Source organism: uncultured Butyricimonas sp. (assembly GCF_959596855.1).
Taxonomy (GTDB): Bacteria; Bacteroidota; Bacteroidia; order Bacteroidales; family Marinifilaceae; genus Butyricimonas; species Butyricimonas muris.
This window is the reverse complement of record NZ_CAUFYA010000050.1, coordinates 18,872-36,670: the sequence shown is the minus strand read 5'-3', so window position 1 is coordinate 36,670 and position 17,799 is coordinate 18,872. Positions and strand designations below refer to the sequence as shown.

Below are 17,799 nucleotides of genomic sequence, written 5' to 3'. Positions count from 1 at the left end.
AAACAAGAAAAAAGTTTCTCATGAATTTGCCTTGAAAGGCTTCTTTTCACGAGGTCGGTAGTCGTTCCGGCAACGTCCGAAACGATAGCGATATTCTGGCCTGTCAAGGTGTTGATCAAGGAACTTTTTCCACTGTTGCGGCGACCTAACAGGATGATGTGTAGTTTGTTGTCTTTGCCCATGGGGGAGAGTTTATAAGGTTTATAAAGTTTGTAAGGTTTATAAGGTTCATAAAGTTCATAAAGTAACGGGAGTTCTTCGGACAGTGTTTATCGGCAGCTCAAGCTGCCGTGGACAAAGCGCCCCGCAGGGGTCTATAAACCTTATAAACTTTATGAACTTTATAAACTTTATGAACTGTTTTATCTGTACATTTTCACGTCTTCCCGGGTGATGGTATTTCCGCCGAGAATGACCAACCGTTCCACGACGTTGCGTAGTTCACGAATATTACCCGTCCATTCGCACTCCTTGAGGGCGTCGATAGCGTCCGCGTCGATGCTTTTCGGGGCGATGCCCATTTCGGTGCAGATGTCTGTCAGGAAATGGGGAACCAGTATTTCGATATCTTCCAACCGTTGATTTAATGGCGGGACGTCGATGATGATGACGCTTAGGCGGTGGTAGAGGTCTTCCCGGAAATTACCCCGCTTGATTTCTTCTTTCAGATTTTTGTTCGTGGCTGCGATTACGCGTACGTCAACGTTGATGTCCGCGTCACCGCCCACGCGGGTTATTTTCTGCTCCTGCAAGGCGCGTAACACTTTTGCTTGTGCGCTGAGGCTCATGTCGCCGATCTCGTCCAGAAAGAGGGTGCCGCCGGTGGCTAACTCGAACTTTCCTTTCTTTTGCTTGATGGCGGAGGTGAAAGAACCTTTCTCGTGCCCGAACAATTCGCTCTCGATCAGTTCGGAGGGAATAGCGGCACAGTTTACTTCCACGAAAGTGCTTTCTTTCCGGTGACTGAGCTCGTGCAACTGGTGGGCTACCAGTTCTTTGCCGCAGCCGTTAGGTCCCGTGACGAGCACGCGGGCATCGGAGGCTGCCACTTTCTCGATTATGGAGCGTACGCGGTTGAGCGCGTCGGATTGACCGATCATCTCGTATCGCTTGCTGACTTTGTTTTTCAGCGTTTTGGTTTCGTGTATCAGCAAGTGTTTGTCTGTCGCGTTCTTTATGGTGATCAACAACCGGTTCAAGTCCAGCGGTTTCTCGATAAAGTCGTAGGCTCCTTTCTTGATGGCCTCGATTGCCGTGTCTATCGTTCCGTGTCCCGATATCATGATAACCGGGGTGTCGGCGGAAAACTCCTTGATACGTTCCAGTACTTCGATGCCCTCCATTTTGGGCATTTTTATATCGCAAAATACAATATCCGGTTTCTCCGATTTCACTGCCACGAGTCCTTCCATGCCGTTCTCGGCAAGCACGATTTCGTGTCCCTCGTACTGGAGAATATCTTTCATGGAATTGCGGATACTCCTCTCGTCGTCAATCACAAGTATTTTTGTCATAGTACATCTTTTTTGTCTCACGGCAAATTTAGTATTTATTTTTGGATATGGGAAGGGGTAAGATAAAAGTTGCAAGTTACATTCGCCTTCGGCGAGTTGCAGGTTACAACTAAAATAAAGTTTTACCCGCGGCGAAACTTTATTTTGATTATTCCCGGGAAATAAGTATTTTTGAGTGATTTTATAACTTGCCGAAGGTAAATGCAACTTGCAACTCGCCGCACGGCGGCGAATGTAACTTGCAACTTTTGCCGAAGGCAAAACTTAATAAACTATGAAGCGGTCTTTGGTTTTTCTTCTTGTATTGTTTCTTGTATTGGATGTTCAGGCGCAGCGCAAAAAGGTGGGGTTGGTGTTAAGTGGCGGCGGGGCGAAAGGAGTGGCGCATATCGGTGTGTTGAAGGTGCTGGAAGAGGCGGGTATCCCGATAGATTATATCGCGGGCACGAGTATGGGGGCTCTCGTGGGGGCTTTGTACTCGATCGGTTATGACGCGCGCACGATGGATAGTCTGGTGAGGGCGCAGGACTGGATGTTTTTGTTGAGTGATAAAGTGTATCGTTATAACCTGCCTTTCTCGGAGAAAGAGGAAACGGAGAAATATCTTGTTTCCGTGCCGATTAAGAACAATCGCGAGCTGAAGATCCCGTCGGGGTTTATCAGCGGACAGAATATATTCAACCTGTTTTCCGATTTGACGATAGGGTATCACGATTCGCTTGATTTCCACCGGTTGCCGATCCCGTTCGCTTGCGTGGCAAGTAATCTGGTGGACGGCAAGGAGGTGGTGCAGGATCGCGGGACTTTGCCGCTTGCCATGCGCGCGAGTATGGCTATCCCGGGGGTGTTCGCCCCGGTGAGAAGGGACGGGATGGTGCTGGTAGACGGGGGAATATCGAATAATTTCCCGGTGGATATAGCGAAAGAAATGGGTGCTGATATTATCATCGGGGTGGACGTGCAGGCGGAATTGAAAGACGCTTCCGGTCTGGAGTCGGTGACGGGAATTATCGACCAGATGACCTCGTTTCTGGGAATCCAGAAGTACGAGGAAAACAAGAAGATGGTAAACGTGTATATAAAACCGGACGTGTACCCGTACTCTGCCGCCAGTTTCTCTACCCGGGCAGTCGATACGTTGATTATGCGGGGGGAAGAAGTTGCCCGTGCCCAATGGGACGAGTTGATGAAGCTGAAACGCGAGCTGGGAATACCGGAGGGTAAGAATGCCGCGGATACGGAGGATAAAGTGGTGCTTCTGAACGATACGCTCACGATAGATGAAGTACACTTGACGGGGATTGACGCGCGGGACGAGAAATGGTTGAGAAAGAAGATACGGATCAAGAATTATAGCCGCATCACGTTAAATGACCTGCATCACGCGATAGCCGAGTTGTACGGTATCGGGGCTTTCTCCAGCGTGAGCTACAAGTTGAGCGGGGGACCGGTGTATGACTTGGAACTGATTCTGAAACAGAAGCCCATGAGTTCGTTGAATCTCGGGTTCCGTTTCGACTCGGAGGAGATGGCGGCGATATTGTTGAACACGACGATATCGCACAAGGAGTTGCGGGGGTCCCGCCTTTCGCTGACCGGGCGATTGAGTATGAATCCTTACGTGAAGTTGAATTATTCCCTCGGGAATACTTTCCTGCGGAGGTTCGAGCTGGGGTACACGTTCAAGTATAATAATCTGGATATTTACCACAAGGGGAAAAAGCAGGATAATATAGAGTACGCTTACCACAAGGTGGAGTTGGGCGGTTCGGATATTTATTTCCGGAATTTCAAGATGCAGATCGGGGCGCGTTACGAGTATTTCAATTACGAGTCGTTCCTGTTCTCGGATCGGGATCATAATATTAGGGTAAAACCGGAAGGGTTTTTCAGCTACTATGGGTTGGCACATCTGGAAACATTCGACAAGCGTTATTACCCCACGAGAGGGATCTCGTTGAAAGTCGATTACTCGCTTTACACGGATAATTTCCTGACGTACAATGACGGTGCGCCGTTCTCGGCAATTGGTTTGGATTTCGAGAGCGTGTTGTCCATTACCCGGCGCGTGAAGTTTATTCCCTCGATATACGGTCGGGTGCTGATCGGGAATAATATCCCTTATCCTTACTTGAATTGCATGGGAGGTGACGTTGCCGGACGGTATGTCGACCAGCAGTTGCCGTTCCTCGGTATCCAGCATCTGGAGATTTTCGACAATTCGTTGGTGGTGGCTAAAATCATGTTGCGCTATAATCTCGGGCGGAATCATTATATATCTTTGTCCGGGAATTATGCCAAGCAGGATGCCAATTTCTTTGACGTGTTCGGGGGCGATGATATTATTGGCGGGGGCGTGGGATACTCGTACGATAGTTTCGTGGGACCGATTGACGTCACTTTCTCGCTGTCGGATTGGTCGAAGAAACTAGGATTCTACTTTAATTTGGGATATTACTTTTAAGGTTTTATGAAGAGATTGGGGATTATTATTTGCGTGTTAATAGCATGCGCGGGATGTCAACGGAACATGTACCGGTTTACCGAGGGAACGGTATACGGTACTACCTATCATATATCTTACAAGAGTGACAAGGATTACGCGGCGGAGATACGCCGGGAGATGGAGCGCGTGAACGGGTCGCTTTCCATGTTTAACAAGAAATCGACGATAGCCCGTTTGAACCGGGGGGAGACAGACCGGACGGATTCGCTGTTCGTGAGATTGTTCGCGAAGGCGGCAGAGATACACGCGAAGACAGGGGGTGCGTTCGACATCACCGTGGCACCGCTGGTGAACGCGTGGGGGTTCGGTTACAAGAACGAGCGGTTGCCGTTGGCGGAGAAAGTGGACTCGTTGCTGCGATACGTGGGGATGGAGAAGTTGAAAATAGAGGACGGTCGGCTTGTCAAGGCGGTCGAGGGAATCCAGATGGATGCCAGTTCGATAGCCAAAGGGTTGGGCGTGGATCTGGTAGCGGAGTTTCTCGAGGGGCAAGGTGTCCGGGATTACATGGTGGAGATTGGCGGGGAGGTCCGGGTGAAGGGACAAAGTAATAAATCCCGCCCGTGGCATATCGGTATCGACAAACCGATAGATGACGAGGCGGCTTCTCGCAGGGAGTTGCAATTCGTGCTGGAAATGGGAGAGGGAGCGTTGGCGACATCGGGTAATTATCGCAGGTTTTACGTCGTGGACGGGAAAAAATATTCCCACACGATAAACCCCAAGACGGGTTTTCCTGTCCAACAGGATATACTGGGGGCTTCCGTGTACGCTCCCACGTGTATGGAAGCGGATGCTTACGCCACGGCTTTTATGGTGCTGGGTATGGAGAAAGCGAAGGAAATAGTGGAGGCCAATCCTAGCGTGGAGGCTTGTTTTATATATCAAAATGAACAGGGAGAGCGTGAAGTGTGGGTGTCTGAAAAGTTGAAAACATTGATATTGAAAGATTAGTTCTGTCAGGTGAAAGTAATGATTCGTTTATTGATATTGGTTCTAGCATGGGTTTTACTCGTGGAAAGTCGCGCCGGAGCGAGACCTTTATCAGGAAACGCATGCTTGTCGCTATCGCGGGACACTGTGAAACAAAACAGTAAAATCTTCCTGCCCGACAGTCTGATTCAAGACACACTCCGGTACGAGTATTCCAAGATTAAAAAGGTGGCTTACCGTCGTAAATGGACGAAGGAGCTTTATAAGATGATATTCGTTAATCCCCGGAAATATAATATCGATATTGTTGAAACGGAGAATAGTGAAGACCGTTATAAGCCGTACCGGGGAAAAATGATCCGGGAGATTCGTGTCAAAGTGTTGCCTCCTTTCGGGACGAGTGTCAATGACACGATTACTTACGGGCAGGATAGCTTGCAGTGGATTCTTGCCCTCGCCAATTCCATTCACCAGAAGTCCGCCGAGCGGGTGATTAAAAAGCAAATGACGGTGAAGCCGGGGATGTATATCGATCCCTTCGAGTTGGTTCAGAACGAGCAATTGCTGAAGGAAATGTCCAATGTCGATGATGCCTTGATAGGGATCGAGCGAGTGGCGGGCGACACGACGATGGTCGATCTGGTGGTGGTGTGCAAGGACGAGTTCTCGTGGACGGGAGAAGTGTGGAGTAATTTCTTGAATTCCGTGGACATGGGTATCGAAACCAAGAACTTGTTCAAGTTGGGGCATATGGTACATTACGAGGCCAGTTACCGTGGGCGTAAAGACCAGAAGTGGGGAAATCTGATCGAGTACAAGGCGGCGAATGTCGTGGGAACGCACATGGATTTCTACGGGATGTACGAGAATACCTTTAATCAAGAAGTTTTGCGCGTGCAAATGGATAAACGATTCCTGACATACAAGACGAAATGGGCGGGGGGAGCTGCTTTTAGCCGGGTGTACTCGTCCAAAACGTTGGTGGACAGGGATATCACGAAGCCGATAGAGTCGTTTAATTACCAGTTATGGGATTTTTGGGGAGGGACATCTTTTTACTTGAACGAGAAATTCAGCTATAACCGGATATTTTACCTGACGGGACGTTACACGGGGACCAAGTTCGTGGATCGTCCGCAAGTAACGAGTGATTCGAATCATTTTTATTATGATCGTAACCGGATCATGGGGGCTTTGACATTCACGAAAATAAAGTATTTTAAAGCGAATTTGATCTATGATTTCGGGCGCACGGAGGATATCCCTTCCGGTTTGTCCGGCACGTTGCTTTTCGGTTACGAGAAAAGTGATTTTACGGAGTACGGTTATCTCGGCACGGAATGGCATTACTCGTGGTTTGACAAATACAAGGATAACTTTTACTCGTGGTACGCGGCATTGGGTTCTTTCTGGAACGGCTACACGGCGGAAAGCGGCGTGTTTAAGGCCGGGGCGCAGTTTATTAGCCCGCTGTACGAGTTGTCCCGGTATCGGTTACGTTTTTACAGTAACATGGATTACGTGCTGGGATTCAAGCGGAATCCAGACGATTATATCTATTTCGAAGACGCGAATATACGGGGTTTCGATACCGATACGATACGGGGTAAACAACGTCTTTCCGGTTCCGTGTCGACAACACTTTTCCTGCCGTATATCAAGCGGGGATTCCGGGCATCTGTGACTACTTTCGTGGATTGGGGGGTGCTTGCCAGAGAGGATAAATCGATATTTAAAAGTCAGTCGTACTGGGGGATAGGGTTCAGTCTGAATTTGCGTAATGATAATTTGATTCTAAAGAATTTAAGCATACGTTTTGCTTTTTACCCGAAGGTTCCGCCTGACGCCCACTTGATCGAGGTGGATGCCTCGAGCCGACGGAAAACAGGGTTTTATGATTACCGTGTCTATAAACCGGACGCGATTAAATACGAGTAGATCAACGGTATTTCGATACACTTTTTAACTAGATTCGTTTTAAATAGGCTTCCGAAATTCCCCGAGAAGTTGTATCTTTGCGGTAAATTAATTTGGAGAGGATGAAGAAGGTTTTTTTGTTTTCTATTTTTTTACTTTGCGGCTTATTTTTTTCTCAAATACTCCCGTCCGCCATGGGAGAAATGTACGGGAGTTTTTATAGTGTATGTAAATGGCTGATGTTTATCTGCCTCGCGTTTATCATGATAAACGTCGGACGGGAGTTCGAGTTGGATAAGACGAAATGGAGATCTTATACCACCGATTATTTTATCGCCATGGCGACTGCCGCCGTACCTTGGTTACTGATCGCTTTCTATTATATTTTCTTTTTGGACACGGGGCTTTCGTGGCAGAATAATTTGCTGATCAGCCGGTTTGCCGCCCCGACGTCGGCAGGGATATTGTTCACGATGCTGGCTGCCGCCGGACTGAAACGGGAGTGGATTTACAAGAAGACACAGGTACTTGCCATATTTGACGATTTGGATACGATTCTTTTGATGATTCCTTTGCAGATATTAATGATTGGTTTCAAGTGGCAGTTGTTCGTGATTATACTGGTCGTTTGCGTGCTTCTGATCTTCGGGTGGAAGCGTTTGAGTTCGCTAAATCTGCCACAGTCGTGGAGGGCTATTTTGCTTTATTCCGTGTGTATCGTGGCAGCGTTCGAGAGCGTGTACCTGATCACGAAATCGCTCATGGGACAGGACGGGGCAATTCATATCGAGGTGTTGTTGCCCGCTTTCGTGCTGGGGATGGTGATGAAGACGGTTCACAAGCATTCGCGCGAGGAAGAGAGGGCGTCCAGCTTTATTTCCTACTTGTTTATGTTCCTCGTGGGATTGAGTACGCCGATTTTTATCGGTCTGGAAACCGGAGGCGACAGTATGCCCGGGTGGGGCGTGCTTATCTTTCACGTGATTGTCGTGACGGTGCTTTCTAATCTGGGAAAGATGTTCCCGCTGTTTTTCTATCGTGACCGGAAGATACAGGAACGGTTGGCTTTGTCAATCGGTATGTTTACCCGCGGTGAAGTGGGAGCGGGGATTATCGTGATTGCCATGGGTTACCAGTTGGGCGGTCCGGCATTGATTATCTCTATCCTTAGTCTGGTGCTGAATCTCGTGTTGACTGGATTCTTCGTGGTTGCCGTGAAACGTATCTCGCAGAGCGTGTATGGGGTTAAAGAATAGTTTTTGGATTTATGATTTTAGATTTCTTGATTGAAGATTTAGGAATTTAATGATTTGAACGGAAATCAATTAATAACTTATTTGTTATCAATTAGGTTAGAGTGTCAATCGTAAATCAAGAAATCATAAATCAATCAGTTGTTCTTTATTTTCTTGATTAAGGCGTACATTCTCCACCACAAGTAGGCGATAAGTAACACGGATATTGTGTAGATGATTCGGTTGTCGATGTCTATAAACCGTTTGAACATCAACGGAACCGCTCTTACCGTGTTCCACGGGTTTATTCCTTGCCACGAGAAGCGTACTTCGGTTGGGGACGCGATGATGGAAATGATACTGAATGCCGCAACAAGAGCGACGAGCGATATGATTAGAGAGGTTTTGTCTATATTTTTCATTTGCGTTTATTTTTTATCTTTTTTCTTGAACAGGTCGCCGATTTTCTTGAAGAAACCTTTCTTTTTCGGTTGCTCCGTTTCGGGGGCGACTTCTTCGTGGTGTTTCACTTTTTCAAGCTTCCGGTTAGTCAATCTATCCAGTATATTTATATTTTCTTTAAAGGTGGGGACTTCCAGTTCTTTTTGAGTACTCATAGGCGGTACGGGGAACGAGAGATTTTCCCAATAGCTGTACGTGCTGCTCTTCAAACAATCCTGCATGAACAAACCGAAGATGGGGAGTGCCATGTTCGCACCTTGTCCCAAAGAGGTAGATTTAAAATGGACGCGGGAGTTGTTCGCCCCGACGCGGATCCCCACGACGATGCGGGGGGTGTAACCGATAAACCAGCCGTCGGCTTGGTTCTGGGTGGTTCCGGTCTTTCCGGCGATAGCTATATTCAACCCGTAATTATTGATAAGGCGCTTGCCGGTTCCTTCTTGAATGACAGCCGTGAGCATGGATGACATCAAGTGAGCTTCTCCGGAGGGTAAAACCCGTTCTTTGCGGGGAGGTTCCGCCTCGTATATAATCCGTCCTTCCCGGTCTTTGATCGAAATCAAATAGTAAGGTTCCGTGAGAACCCCGTTGTTTGCATAACATAAATAGGGGAGAACCATTTCTTTTAACGGAATGTTCGCCGCACCCAAGGCTATGGAAGGAACAGCGGGCAGGTCGCTTTGTATTCCCAGACGGCGGGCATGTGCTATCGTGGTATCTATTCCCGTCTGGAGAAGTACTTCCACGGCTATCGTGTTGATAGATTGACTTAAGGCCCCTTTCAGCGTGTAGAATCCCCCGGATCGGTTGTTCGAGTTCCGGGGAGTCCAGTTGTCATAGTCCGGGTAGCTTTTTTGTTCATCCTTGTAATAGGCATCCACTCGGGCTCCATGCTCAACGGCGGCACTGTAAACGACAGGTTTAAAGACTGAACCCACTTGACGTGGCGCCAGTACTTGATCGTACTGGAAATACTTGAAGTCCAATCCGCCAATCCATACTTTTACTTTTCCGGTATGCGGCTCTATGGCGATCATGCCGGGGTGAAGTATTTTCAAGTAGTGCTTAATGGAGTCGATCGGGGACATCTGCATTTCCACCTCTCCTTGATAGGCGCTGTAAATAGTCATGCATTTCTTCTCATTTAGAGCGGCAAGAATGGCTTTTTCGCCCAATCCCTGTTGTTTCAGTGATTTGTAAGCCGTGCTTTCCCGGATGGCTTTATCGAGGATATCGGGTTCTTTATACCACGGGTCTTGTTTGTCCCAATGCGTGTAGAAAGAGTTTTGCAAAGATTTCATGTGGGTGTGCATGGCGTCTTCCGCATAACGTTGCATCTCGGCATCAATCGTCGTGGTGAGAATCAGACCGTCCTTGTATAAATTGTAATTCGTGCTGTTTGCCTCGTTGTATTTGGCAATCAGCTTCATGGCATCCTGCCTGATTTGTTCCCGCAGGTAGGGGGCTAATCCCGAATAATGATTCAAGGGTTTGTAACGGAGTTCCAGTTTCTCCTTTTTCAGTTGCTCGGCCTCGGCTTCCGTGAGGTAATCGTATTTCTCCATTTGGGCAATCACCGTGTTGCGCCGCTGTAACATACGGTCGGGATGTACGCGGGGATTGTAGTAGGAGGGACCTTTTAATAAACCTATCAACGTGGCGGCTTCCGGAATCGTGAGTTGTGTTGCCGTCGTGGAGAAGTATTTTTGCGCGGCACTCTCGATGCCGAATGTTCCTTCCCCGAAGGATACAGTGTTCAAATATAAAGTGAGTATCTCGTCTTTCGAGTACAGTTTTTCCAACCGGTGGGCGGTGATGATTTCTTTGATTTTGATGACCGGAAGCATCAGACTGCTCCGGTATTCGCGGGGGAAAAGGTTCTTTGCCAACTGTTGGCTGATCGTGCTACCGCCACCGGAACTCCTGTCACCGAGTAACAGTGTCTTGAAGAGAACGCGGAGCATGCTGATTTTGTCAAATCCCTTGTGTTCATAGAAGCGGACATCTTCGGTTGCAATCAGGGCATTAACTGCATTGCGGGAAATTTCGCCGAACGGGACATTCGTGCGGTTTTCCACGTAATATTTTCCAAGCAATTCGCCGTCCGAACTGTACAGGGAGGAAGCCTCGAAATTCCGTATCTCCCTTAAATCCTGATAATCCGGGATTTTACCCCACATGCCGTAATAAACACAACACACGAACAGACCGACCAGAAAAACACATAGCAAAGCGGTTAAAAGCAAGGTTTTGACGACTCGCTTTAAGAAGCTCTTTTTCTGTTTCTTGGGTTTCCTTTTTTGTACTTTTTTTCTTTTCTCCATCACCTGTTTATTTGCGGTGTAAAAGTAGAAATATATTTTTATTTTACGGATGAAAAATTATTTCGATATTTCCTTTTTTCATAGGGATTTAAATATACCTTTGTGGCACAGTTTACAAAAACGAAATAAATAACAAATTAACTACGTAAAAAGAAACAAAAGTATATTGTCATGCTGAATATCGCGTTGTTTGGCCCTCCGGGAGCCGGAAAAGGAACTCAGGCAAAGAAGATTGTCGAGAAGTACAATTTGGCTCATCTGTCCACGGGGGACATGATTCGTAAAGAAATTGCCGAAGGTTCGGATTTTGGTAAAATGGCCGCCGGAATAATTAATAAAGGCGAGTTATTATCCGACGAGTTCGTGGTAGCGTTAATCGTGAATAGTATAGAACATCATAAGGATGTAAACGGATTTTTGTTCGACGGTTTCCCAAGAACTGTCAGACAAGCCGAGATTCTTGACGAAATGCTTGCAAAAACGGGACATCCGTTGAGTGCTTTAATTAGTATTGATGTTCCTCACGATGAGTTAATGCGCCGTATGTTAGAGCGTGCGAAGATAGAGGGACGTTCCGATGATAATGAAGAGGTTATCGAGAATCGTTTTCGGGAATACAAGGCGAAGACTTTGCCGGTTGCCGACCACTACAAGAACCAGAAAAAGCATCATACAGTAAATGGCTTTGCCACGGTAGAAGAGGTTTTCCAATCCATTGCGGGTATTTTGGAAGGGGTAAAGTAAAGCAAGTAAGATAAATAAAAAAGCGATTGAAATAACTGTGTTTCAATCGCTTTTTTATTATATCCCGGGTTCTTGCGGCTTATAATGCCACTGTAAGATAAGGAATAATAGTCCGGGAATAAAAATAATGACAGCCGTGGCTTGCAATGCCACGGAAAGGGAATATAGATCATGTAGCCATCCCACGAGCGGAGCCATGGCTGCAAACATTAAACGGATAACGAAATTCCGGATAGAAAGAACCGTTGCCCGCATTTCGGAGAACGTGATCTGGTTGATATATCCTTTTAGAATGGGGGTGGCAAATCCTCTCACGATATAGAAAAAGAAGAGGAATACCAATCCCGTGTAAGATATGTTGAACGATACCGCCACGTATCCCCCTATGATAAAGAACAGGATAAACGCGTACATCCTGTTGCTTCCCAGTTTTTGGTCCAGTCGGTCGGAGTAGAGTGCCGATATACCCACGGTCAGGTTCAATATCGTCCAGATGATGCCGAACCAAGAGGTCGGAGTATCCAGTTCTATCAGCAAGGGTTGGACAAACCACGCCATGGTCAGCGTGGCAGCCCCGATGACACCGGAAAACATGATATTATAACATAGTTCTTTGTTGGTGAAGAGGGAATATTTGATGATTTTCACGATATTGGCAAACGAGTTTTCTATTCTTGTCTTTGCCGCGTGTTCCGTGAGCATAAAGGCTGCCGGAATACCGATAAAGGCAATCCCGCTTTGCACGTAGAAAGGAAGACGTAGGGAATAGGTCGCCAACAACCCGCTGAAAATACCGGCAAAGGCTTCCGAGAAATTACCGATCATGGTTACACGTCCCTCGTATTTCAAGTAACTTTCTTCTTTACGGTAATGAATCATCGTGTCGTAAAGCAGTGCCGAATCGGCGCCCGATACCAGACTCTGACCGAAACCGAGCAGGATTTCCGATATGAAGAACGCGACAAACGTGTCCGCAAGGGAGTAGTTGGTAAACCCGAAGAAACAAAGGATACACCCGGCAATCAAGCAATTCCTTCTTCCCCAAACATCGGCAAGGTATCCCGTGGGGATCTCCAAGGATACCATGGCAATGGAATAGACGCTTTTCAAAATGAAAATATCAGCCAAATCAAGCCCGCATTCCTTGTAAAACAAGACAATGATAGGCATCACCAAGGTAAACCATTTGGATACCTTGATCAGGTAAAGGGCGATGATATTTTTTCTAAACGACACGCTATTCATTTTTTATTTCAAGAGGCAAAAGTAACGAATTGAAACTTGAAAATGGAGAATTAAAATGAAATTTAATGCTCTTGACCGGAAACGTTAGCATCAAGCGACTGGTAAATTTAGAAATTAATATCAAAAAGCTGGTTTTTGTTTCTGTTTTATTCAAAAAGCGTTATTTTTGCTTCCAAATTAAAAACATAAATCACTAATTAGTAAAAATAAGTTTGTCATGGCAATACAAAAAATCGATGACATTTACGAGGCATTAAAAGCTAACTCAAAAAAGAAACGTCTGGTTGTGGCGTACGCGAATGACAGCCATTCTATCGAGGCTGTAAATAAGGCGGTTGAATTAGGTATCGTGGAAGCTACATTGTGCGGCGACGAGAATGAAATCAAGAAGGTATGCGCGGAACACGGTTTCGATATTTCTCGTTTCAAGATTGTGCATGAGCCTGTTGATACGAAAGCTGCTGCTAAAGCAGTACAAATGGTACGTGAGAAAGAGGCTGATTTTATCATGAAAGGATTGGTCAGCACAGACAAATATATGCGTGCGATTTTGAATAAAGATTGTGGTTTATTGCCCCCGAAAGCAACGTTGTCACACGTGGTAGTAATGGAATGTCCGAATTATCACAAATTGTTGGTATTCGGTGATGCTGCAATTATTCCCGCTCCCGATTTTTCACAGAAGATGGCTATCGTGAAATACGTTTCTCAAATTGCTAATGCTCTTGGTGTGCAACGTCCGAAAGTAGCTATGATCTCCGCTACGGAACAAGTATTACCTAAAGTGGAATCTACTACTGATGCTGCAATTCTGGCTAAAATGGGAGAAAGAGGTCAATTGGGCAATATTGATATCGACGGTCCGTTGGCATTGGATGTGGCTATCGACAAAGAGGCTGCCGAGATCAAGAAGATTAATTCTCCGGTTGCCGGTGATGCCGACTGTCTGGTATTCCCGAATATCGAGGCCGGTAATGTATTCTACAAGACCAATACCAAGCTGGCAAACGCTCGTCAAGGCGCTATTCTTGTTGGGGCTACCGCTCCGAGTGTATTGTCTTCCAGAGGTGACAGCGTGGATGCCAAGTTAAATTCAATTGCGTTGGCTGCTCTTTTCGCTAAATAATTTAAAACTAAAGAGTTCATAAAGTTTGTAAAGTTCATAAAGTTTATAAAGTATATTGACCCCGCAGGCACTTTGCTCACGGCAGCAATACTGCCGATAAACATTGTCCAAAGGACTCCCGTAACTTTATAAACCTTATGAACTTTATAAATTTATATCATGGAAGAACAAAAACACGTGATTTTTATCAAGAATATGGTTTGTAACCGTTGTATTTTGGTTATAAAACAGATTCTTAAAGATTTGCAGTTTACCCCGCTACAAGTGGATTTGGGCACGGCTGTCGTGAAAGAGGAATTGACATCGGATGATCGGGAAGTGATTAGGAAGGCACTTGAAGAGTATGGATTTGAATTGATAGACGATAAACGGCAACGTATCATCGAGCAGATACGGACTTCTATCATTCAGTTGGTGCATTATGAAGGTAATCTCTCCAAGCTGAAGTTGTCGGAGTATTTGAAGGAGAAATGCCATTATGACTACAGTTTTCTAAGTAAGCTGTTCACCGAAATGAACGGAATCAGCATAGAGAAATATTATATCGCTCAAAAGGTGGAACGGATTAAAGAATTACTGTTTTATGATGAACTCTCGATTAGTGAGATTGCCGATAAACTTCAATATTCGAGCGTGGCACACTTGAGCACTCAATTCCGCAATGTGACCGGAATGTCACCGAGCGAATTTAAACGTTTGAAGGAACACGGACGGGAACCTTTGGATAAAGTGTAAATTATATCCATAATTTTGTAACAATCCGGGGGATGATACGGTTTACCTTTGTATAAAGAAAAAAAGGTAAAGCGTATGAAAACTAAAAAAATATTTCCGGTAGTAGGGATGAGTTGTGCATCTTGCGCGGCTCGGGTGGATAAAGTCTTGAACGCACAGCCCGGAGTGTATGAAGCGAATATAAACTACGCGACGGCTAGCGCGCAAGTGGTTTACAATCCCGATGAATGTTCCGTTTCATCTTTGAAAAATGCGGTACAAAACGCGGGATACGATTTGTTGGTATCTGAAAATCAATCTACCGACGAAGAGGTCGGGCAAGCACGCGAGAAAAAGTATCGGCAGTTGAAAATCCAAACGTGGAGTGCCGTGGTCTTGTCCGTTCCTATCATGTTAATCAGTATGTTCTTTATTGATTATCCTTACATGAAATATGTCTTGTGGATACTTTCCACGGTTGCCGTTTTAGGTTTGGGACGTAGGTTCTATATCAACGCGTGGAAGCAATTGCGTCATGGAACTTCAAATATGGATACTCTGGTTGCCATCAGCACGGGGATTGCCTATTTGTTTAGTGTCTTTAATCTGTTGTTTCCCGATTTCTGGCTGTCGAGAGGGGTAACACCTCACCTTTATTTCGAGGCGGCGAGTGTTATCATTGCTTTTATATTATTGGGGCGTTTACTGGAAGAGCGAGCGAAACAGAATACGTCGACGGCCATTAAGAAGTTGATGGGTTTACAACCGAAGACAATAACCATTGTCACGGAATCGGGAGAAAAAACAGTACCGATTGAGGAAGCACGCGTGGGTGATACCATTGCGGTAAAACCCGGTGAACGTATAGCCGTGGACGGGACTGTCCTCAGCGGAGAGTCATTCGTGGATGAAAGTATGCTTAGCGGTGAGCCTGTTCCTGTACGCAAGCGGTCGGGAGAGAAGGTGTATGCCGGAACGATTAACCAGAAAGGTGCTTTTCATTTCACCACGGACAAGACGGGTTCCGATACTATGTTGGCACAAATTATCCGTATGGTGCAGGATGCACAGGGGAGTAAAGCACCCGTGCAGAAAATGGTCGATAAGATAGCGGGTATTTTTGTACCCGTCATTATCGGTATCGCTGTACTGTCATTCGCCGTGTGGTGGATATTTGCCCCGGCGGGCGGTTTTACTCACGGCTTACTGGCTATGGTTACCGTACTGATTATTGCTTGTCCGTGCGCCTTGGGATTAGCTACCCCGACGGCACTTATCGTGGGAATAGGCAAGGGAGCGGAGCATGGTATTTTGATAAAGGATGCCACGAGTTTGGAGGTTGCCCGGAAAGTAGACACGATCGTGCTGGATAAAACGGGAACGATCACGGAAGGGCATCCTGTCGTTGTGAACGCTCAATGGAAGGAGGGAGCGGAAGACTCTCGCGAAGTATTGTATAGTCTGGAACGATTGTCGGAACACCCGCTAGCGGAAGCGATAGTCAATGAATTGGGGGATGAAATATCTGTTCCGGTCACGGGATTTGAAAGTATTCCGGGTAGAGGAATAAAAGGGCAATGGAATGATGAAACTTATTATGTCGGGACTCCCGAATTACTCCGGGATAACGGTGTGTCTGTCGATAAAGAGTTGGAACAAAAAGCGGAAAGCTGGCTTAAAGATGCCCAAACGGTCATTTGGTTTGGCAATTCAACCGAAGCTCTTGCCGTGATGGGGATAACAGACAAGATAAAAGATACATCATTACAAGCTATTTCCCAATTATATAAGATGGGGTTGACGGTCTATATGTTGACGGGAGATAATGCCGCGACAGCCAAAGAAATAGCACGGAAGACCGGTATCAAGCATTATAAATCGGGTATATTGCCACAAGAGAAAGCTATTTTCGTTAAACAGTTGCAACAAGAAGGTCGGAAAGTCGCTATGGTCGGGGACGGTATCAATGATAGCGCGGCATTGGCACAAGCGGATTTAAGTATTGCCATGGGAAAAGGCAGTGATATTGCCATGGAAACAGCCATGGTCACGATCCTTTCCTCCGATTTGATGAAGATCCCGGAAACCATCCGTTTGTCGCGATTGACCGTGAAGACCATCCGCGAGAACTTGTTTTGGGCGTTTATCTATAACTTGATAGGTGTCCCCATCGCGGCAGGTATTCTCTATCCGATAAACGGTTTCCTGCTTAACCCGATGATCGGGGGGGCGGCAATGGCATTTAGCAGCGTGAGCGTCGTGAGTAACAGTCTGCGTTTGAAACGGAAAAAAATAGGTATAACCGCGAATCGAAATAATAACAATGAATATATAAATGAAGTAGAACACGTAAAAGAAAAAGGTATGGAAAAGAAATTTAAGGTGGAGGGGATGATGTGCAATCATTGTCGTACCCATGTAGAAAATGCCCTTAATAGTATTGACGGAGTGAAAGCCGTTGTAACTCTGGAGCCGCCGGTAGCTACCGTTGAATTTACGAAAGGTGAACTATCGTTGGATGAATTGCAACAAGTTGTTACAAGCAAGGCTGGGGAGTACAAAATGTCTGAAATCTGAAAGGGAGCGTTTCACAACGCTCCCCTTCTCTGAATTATTTAAAAACAACTAAGAACACAGGCTACTCTTCAGTAATCACAATTTTTATGATTTTGTCCCCTTGGCGGATAGCATCAATCACTTCCAAACCTTCGTATACTTGACCGAAGCAAGTATGTCTTCTATCCAGATGGGCGGTATTTCTACGGTTGTGGCAGATAAAGAATTGCGAACCTCCGGTATCCCGCCCCGCATGAGCCATGGATAAAACTCCGCGGTCGTGATATTGGTTTTCCCCGGTTAATTCACACTTGATCGTGTATCCCGGACCACCGGTTCCGTCCCCTTTGGGGCAACCTCCCTGTATCACGAAATCCGGAATCACCCGATGAAAGGTCAAGCCGTCGTAAAAACCTTCTTTGGCTAGTTTTACAAAATTGGCAACCGTGTTAGGCGCATCTTTTTCATAAAAAAGGACTTTCATGACACCTTTTTCAGTTTCTATTTCTGCTCTATACATTAT

General features: G+C 46.1%; 14 protein-coding genes. 8 read left to right on the top strand and 6 right to left on the bottom strand.

Annotated elements, in window-relative coordinates; genetic code table 11:
• Together Q5866_RS17535 and Q5866_RS17530 are read right to left on the bottom strand one after the other, a co-directional pair.
• A partial coding sequence (locus Q5866_RS17535) for a GTPase (protein WP_303181557.1) occupies nt 1-182 on the bottom strand: 182 nt, incomplete at its 3' end.
• Between the two features lie 180 nt (nt 183-362).
• Entirely contained in the window at nt 363-1,514 is a 1,152-nt protein-coding gene (locus Q5866_RS17530; RefSeq protein ID WP_099292402.1) for a sigma-54 dependent transcriptional regulator, read from the bottom strand.
• Nucleotides 1,515-1,788: 274 nt separating this feature from the next.
• On the opposite strand from Q5866_RS17530, the gene Q5866_RS17525 reads away from it, so the two are divergent.
• The 4 genes from Q5866_RS17525 (at nt 1,789) to Q5866_RS17510 (ending at nt 8,126) form a co-directional block, all read left to right on the top strand.
• On the top strand, nt 1,789-3,978 hold the full coding sequence (locus Q5866_RS17525; RefSeq protein ID WP_186975342.1) for a patatin-like phospholipase family protein: 2,190 nt from the start codon (nt 1,789-1,791) through the stop codon (nt 3,976-3,978).
• A 6-nt stretch (nt 3,979-3,984) separates the two neighbouring features.
• On the top strand, nt 3,985-4,974 hold the full coding sequence (locus tag Q5866_RS17520) for an FAD:protein FMN transferase (RefSeq protein WP_303181555.1): 990 nt from the start codon (nt 3,985-3,987) through the stop codon (nt 4,972-4,974).
• Nucleotides 4,975-4,992: 18 nt separating this feature from the next.
• On the top strand, nt 4,993-6,891 hold the full coding sequence (locus tag Q5866_RS17515) for a hypothetical protein (RefSeq protein WP_303181559.1): 1,899 nt from the start codon (nt 4,993-4,995) through the stop codon (nt 6,889-6,891).
• Between the two features lie 101 nt (nt 6,892-6,992).
• Complete coding sequence (locus Q5866_RS17510; protein ID WP_099292405.1) at nt 6,993-8,126, top strand: cation:proton antiporter; 1,134 nt, start codon at nt 6,993-6,995, stop codon at nt 8,124-8,126.
• A gap of 134 nt (nt 8,127-8,260) precedes the next feature.
• Here the strand turns inward: Q5866_RS17510 and Q5866_RS17505 are convergent, their stop codons facing one another.
• Together Q5866_RS17505 and Q5866_RS17500 are read right to left on the bottom strand one after the other, a co-directional pair.
• Complete coding sequence (locus Q5866_RS17505; RefSeq protein WP_141560959.1) at nt 8,261-8,527, bottom strand: hypothetical protein; 267 nt, start codon at nt 8,525-8,527, stop codon at nt 8,261-8,263.
• Between the two features lie 6 nt (nt 8,528-8,533).
• Nucleotides 8,534-10,891 (bottom strand): penicillin-binding protein 1A, encoded by a 2,358-nt coding sequence (locus tag Q5866_RS17500; RefSeq protein ID WP_303181553.1) that lies wholly within the window; start codon nt 10,889-10,891, stop codon nt 8,534-8,536.
• A 171-nt stretch (nt 10,892-11,062) separates the two neighbouring features.
• Between Q5866_RS17500 and Q5866_RS17495 the strand changes: the two genes are divergently transcribed.
• Entirely contained in the window at nt 11,063-11,635 is a 573-nt protein-coding gene (locus Q5866_RS17495) for an adenylate kinase (RefSeq protein ID WP_099292408.1), read from the top strand.
• Between the two features lie 57 nt (nt 11,636-11,692).
• Here the strand turns inward: Q5866_RS17495 and Q5866_RS17490 are convergent, their stop codons facing one another.
• Nucleotides 11,693-12,805, bottom strand: a complete 1,113-nt coding sequence (locus Q5866_RS17490; RefSeq protein WP_303181558.1) for an MFS transporter — start codon at nt 12,803-12,805, stop codon at nt 11,693-11,695.
• Nucleotides 12,806-13,097: 292 nt separating this feature from the next.
• On the opposite strand from Q5866_RS17490, the gene Q5866_RS17485 reads away from it, so the two are divergent.
• The 3 genes from Q5866_RS17485 (at nt 13,098) to Q5866_RS17475 (ending at nt 17,297) form a co-directional block, all read left to right on the top strand.
• Nucleotides 13,098-14,006, top strand: coding sequence for a bifunctional enoyl-CoA hydratase/phosphate acetyltransferase (locus tag Q5866_RS17485; protein WP_099292410.1), 909 nt, complete (start codon nt 13,098-13,100; stop codon nt 14,004-14,006).
• Between the two features lie 159 nt (nt 14,007-14,165).
• The gene (locus Q5866_RS17480; RefSeq protein WP_176555067.1) at nt 14,166-14,741 is read left to right on the top strand and encodes an AraC family transcriptional regulator; all 576 of its coding nucleotides are present in this window, start codon (nt 14,166-14,168) and stop codon (nt 14,739-14,741) included.
• Nucleotides 14,742-14,816: 75 nt separating this feature from the next.
• Nucleotides 14,817-17,297: a heavy metal translocating P-type ATPase gene (locus Q5866_RS17475; RefSeq protein WP_303181550.1), complete on the top strand. Its 2,481-nt coding sequence runs from the start codon at nt 14,817-14,819 to the stop codon at nt 17,295-17,297.
• A 61-nt stretch (nt 17,298-17,358) separates the two neighbouring features.
• Here the strand turns inward: Q5866_RS17475 and Q5866_RS17470 are convergent, their stop codons facing one another.
• Nucleotides 17,359-17,799 (bottom strand): peptidylprolyl isomerase, encoded by a 441-nt coding sequence (locus Q5866_RS17470; RefSeq protein ID WP_218014312.1) that lies wholly within the window; start codon nt 17,797-17,799, stop codon nt 17,359-17,361.

What these genes read in the sequence shown, in the direction of transcription:
- Q5866_RS17505 (WP_141560959.1), bottom strand. Translation starts at nt 8,527, where the DNA reads ATGAAAAATATAGACAAAACCTCTCTAATCATATCGCTCGTCGCTCTT.
- Q5866_RS17525 (WP_186975342.1), top strand. Translation starts at nt 1,789, where the DNA reads ATGAAGCGGTCTTTGGTTTTTCTTCTTGTATTGTTTCTTGTATTGGAT.
- Q5866_RS17490 (WP_303181558.1), bottom strand. Translation starts at nt 12,805, where the DNA reads ATGCCTATCATTGTCTTGTTTTACAAGGAATGCGGGCTTGATTTGGCT.
- Q5866_RS17520 (WP_303181555.1), top strand. Translation starts at nt 3,985, where the DNA reads ATGAAGAGATTGGGGATTATTATTTGCGTGTTAATAGCATGCGCGGGA.
- Q5866_RS17480 (WP_176555067.1), top strand. Translation starts at nt 14,166, where the DNA reads ATGGAAGAACAAAAACACGTGATTTTTATCAAGAATATGGTTTGTAAC.
- Q5866_RS17515 (WP_303181559.1), top strand. Translation starts at nt 4,993, where the DNA reads ATGATTCGTTTATTGATATTGGTTCTAGCATGGGTTTTACTCGTGGAA.
- Q5866_RS17530 (WP_099292402.1), bottom strand. Translation starts at nt 1,514, where the DNA reads ATGACAAAAATACTTGTGATTGACGACGAGAGGAGTATCCGCAATTCC.
- Q5866_RS17510 (WP_099292405.1), top strand. Translation starts at nt 6,993, where the DNA reads ATGAAGAAGGTTTTTTTGTTTTCTATTTTTTTACTTTGCGGCTTATTT.
- Q5866_RS17475 (WP_303181550.1), top strand. Translation starts at nt 14,817, where the DNA reads ATGAAAACTAAAAAAATATTTCCGGTAGTAGGGATGAGTTGTGCATCT.
- Q5866_RS17485 (WP_099292410.1), top strand. Translation starts at nt 13,098, where the DNA reads ATGGCAATACAAAAAATCGATGACATTTACGAGGCATTAAAAGCTAAC.
- Q5866_RS17495 (WP_099292408.1), top strand. Translation starts at nt 11,063, where the DNA reads ATGCTGAATATCGCGTTGTTTGGCCCTCCGGGAGCCGGAAAAGGAACT.
- Q5866_RS17500 (WP_303181553.1), bottom strand. Translation starts at nt 10,891, where the DNA reads ATGGAGAAAAGAAAAAAAGTACAAAAAAGGAAACCCAAGAAACAGAAA.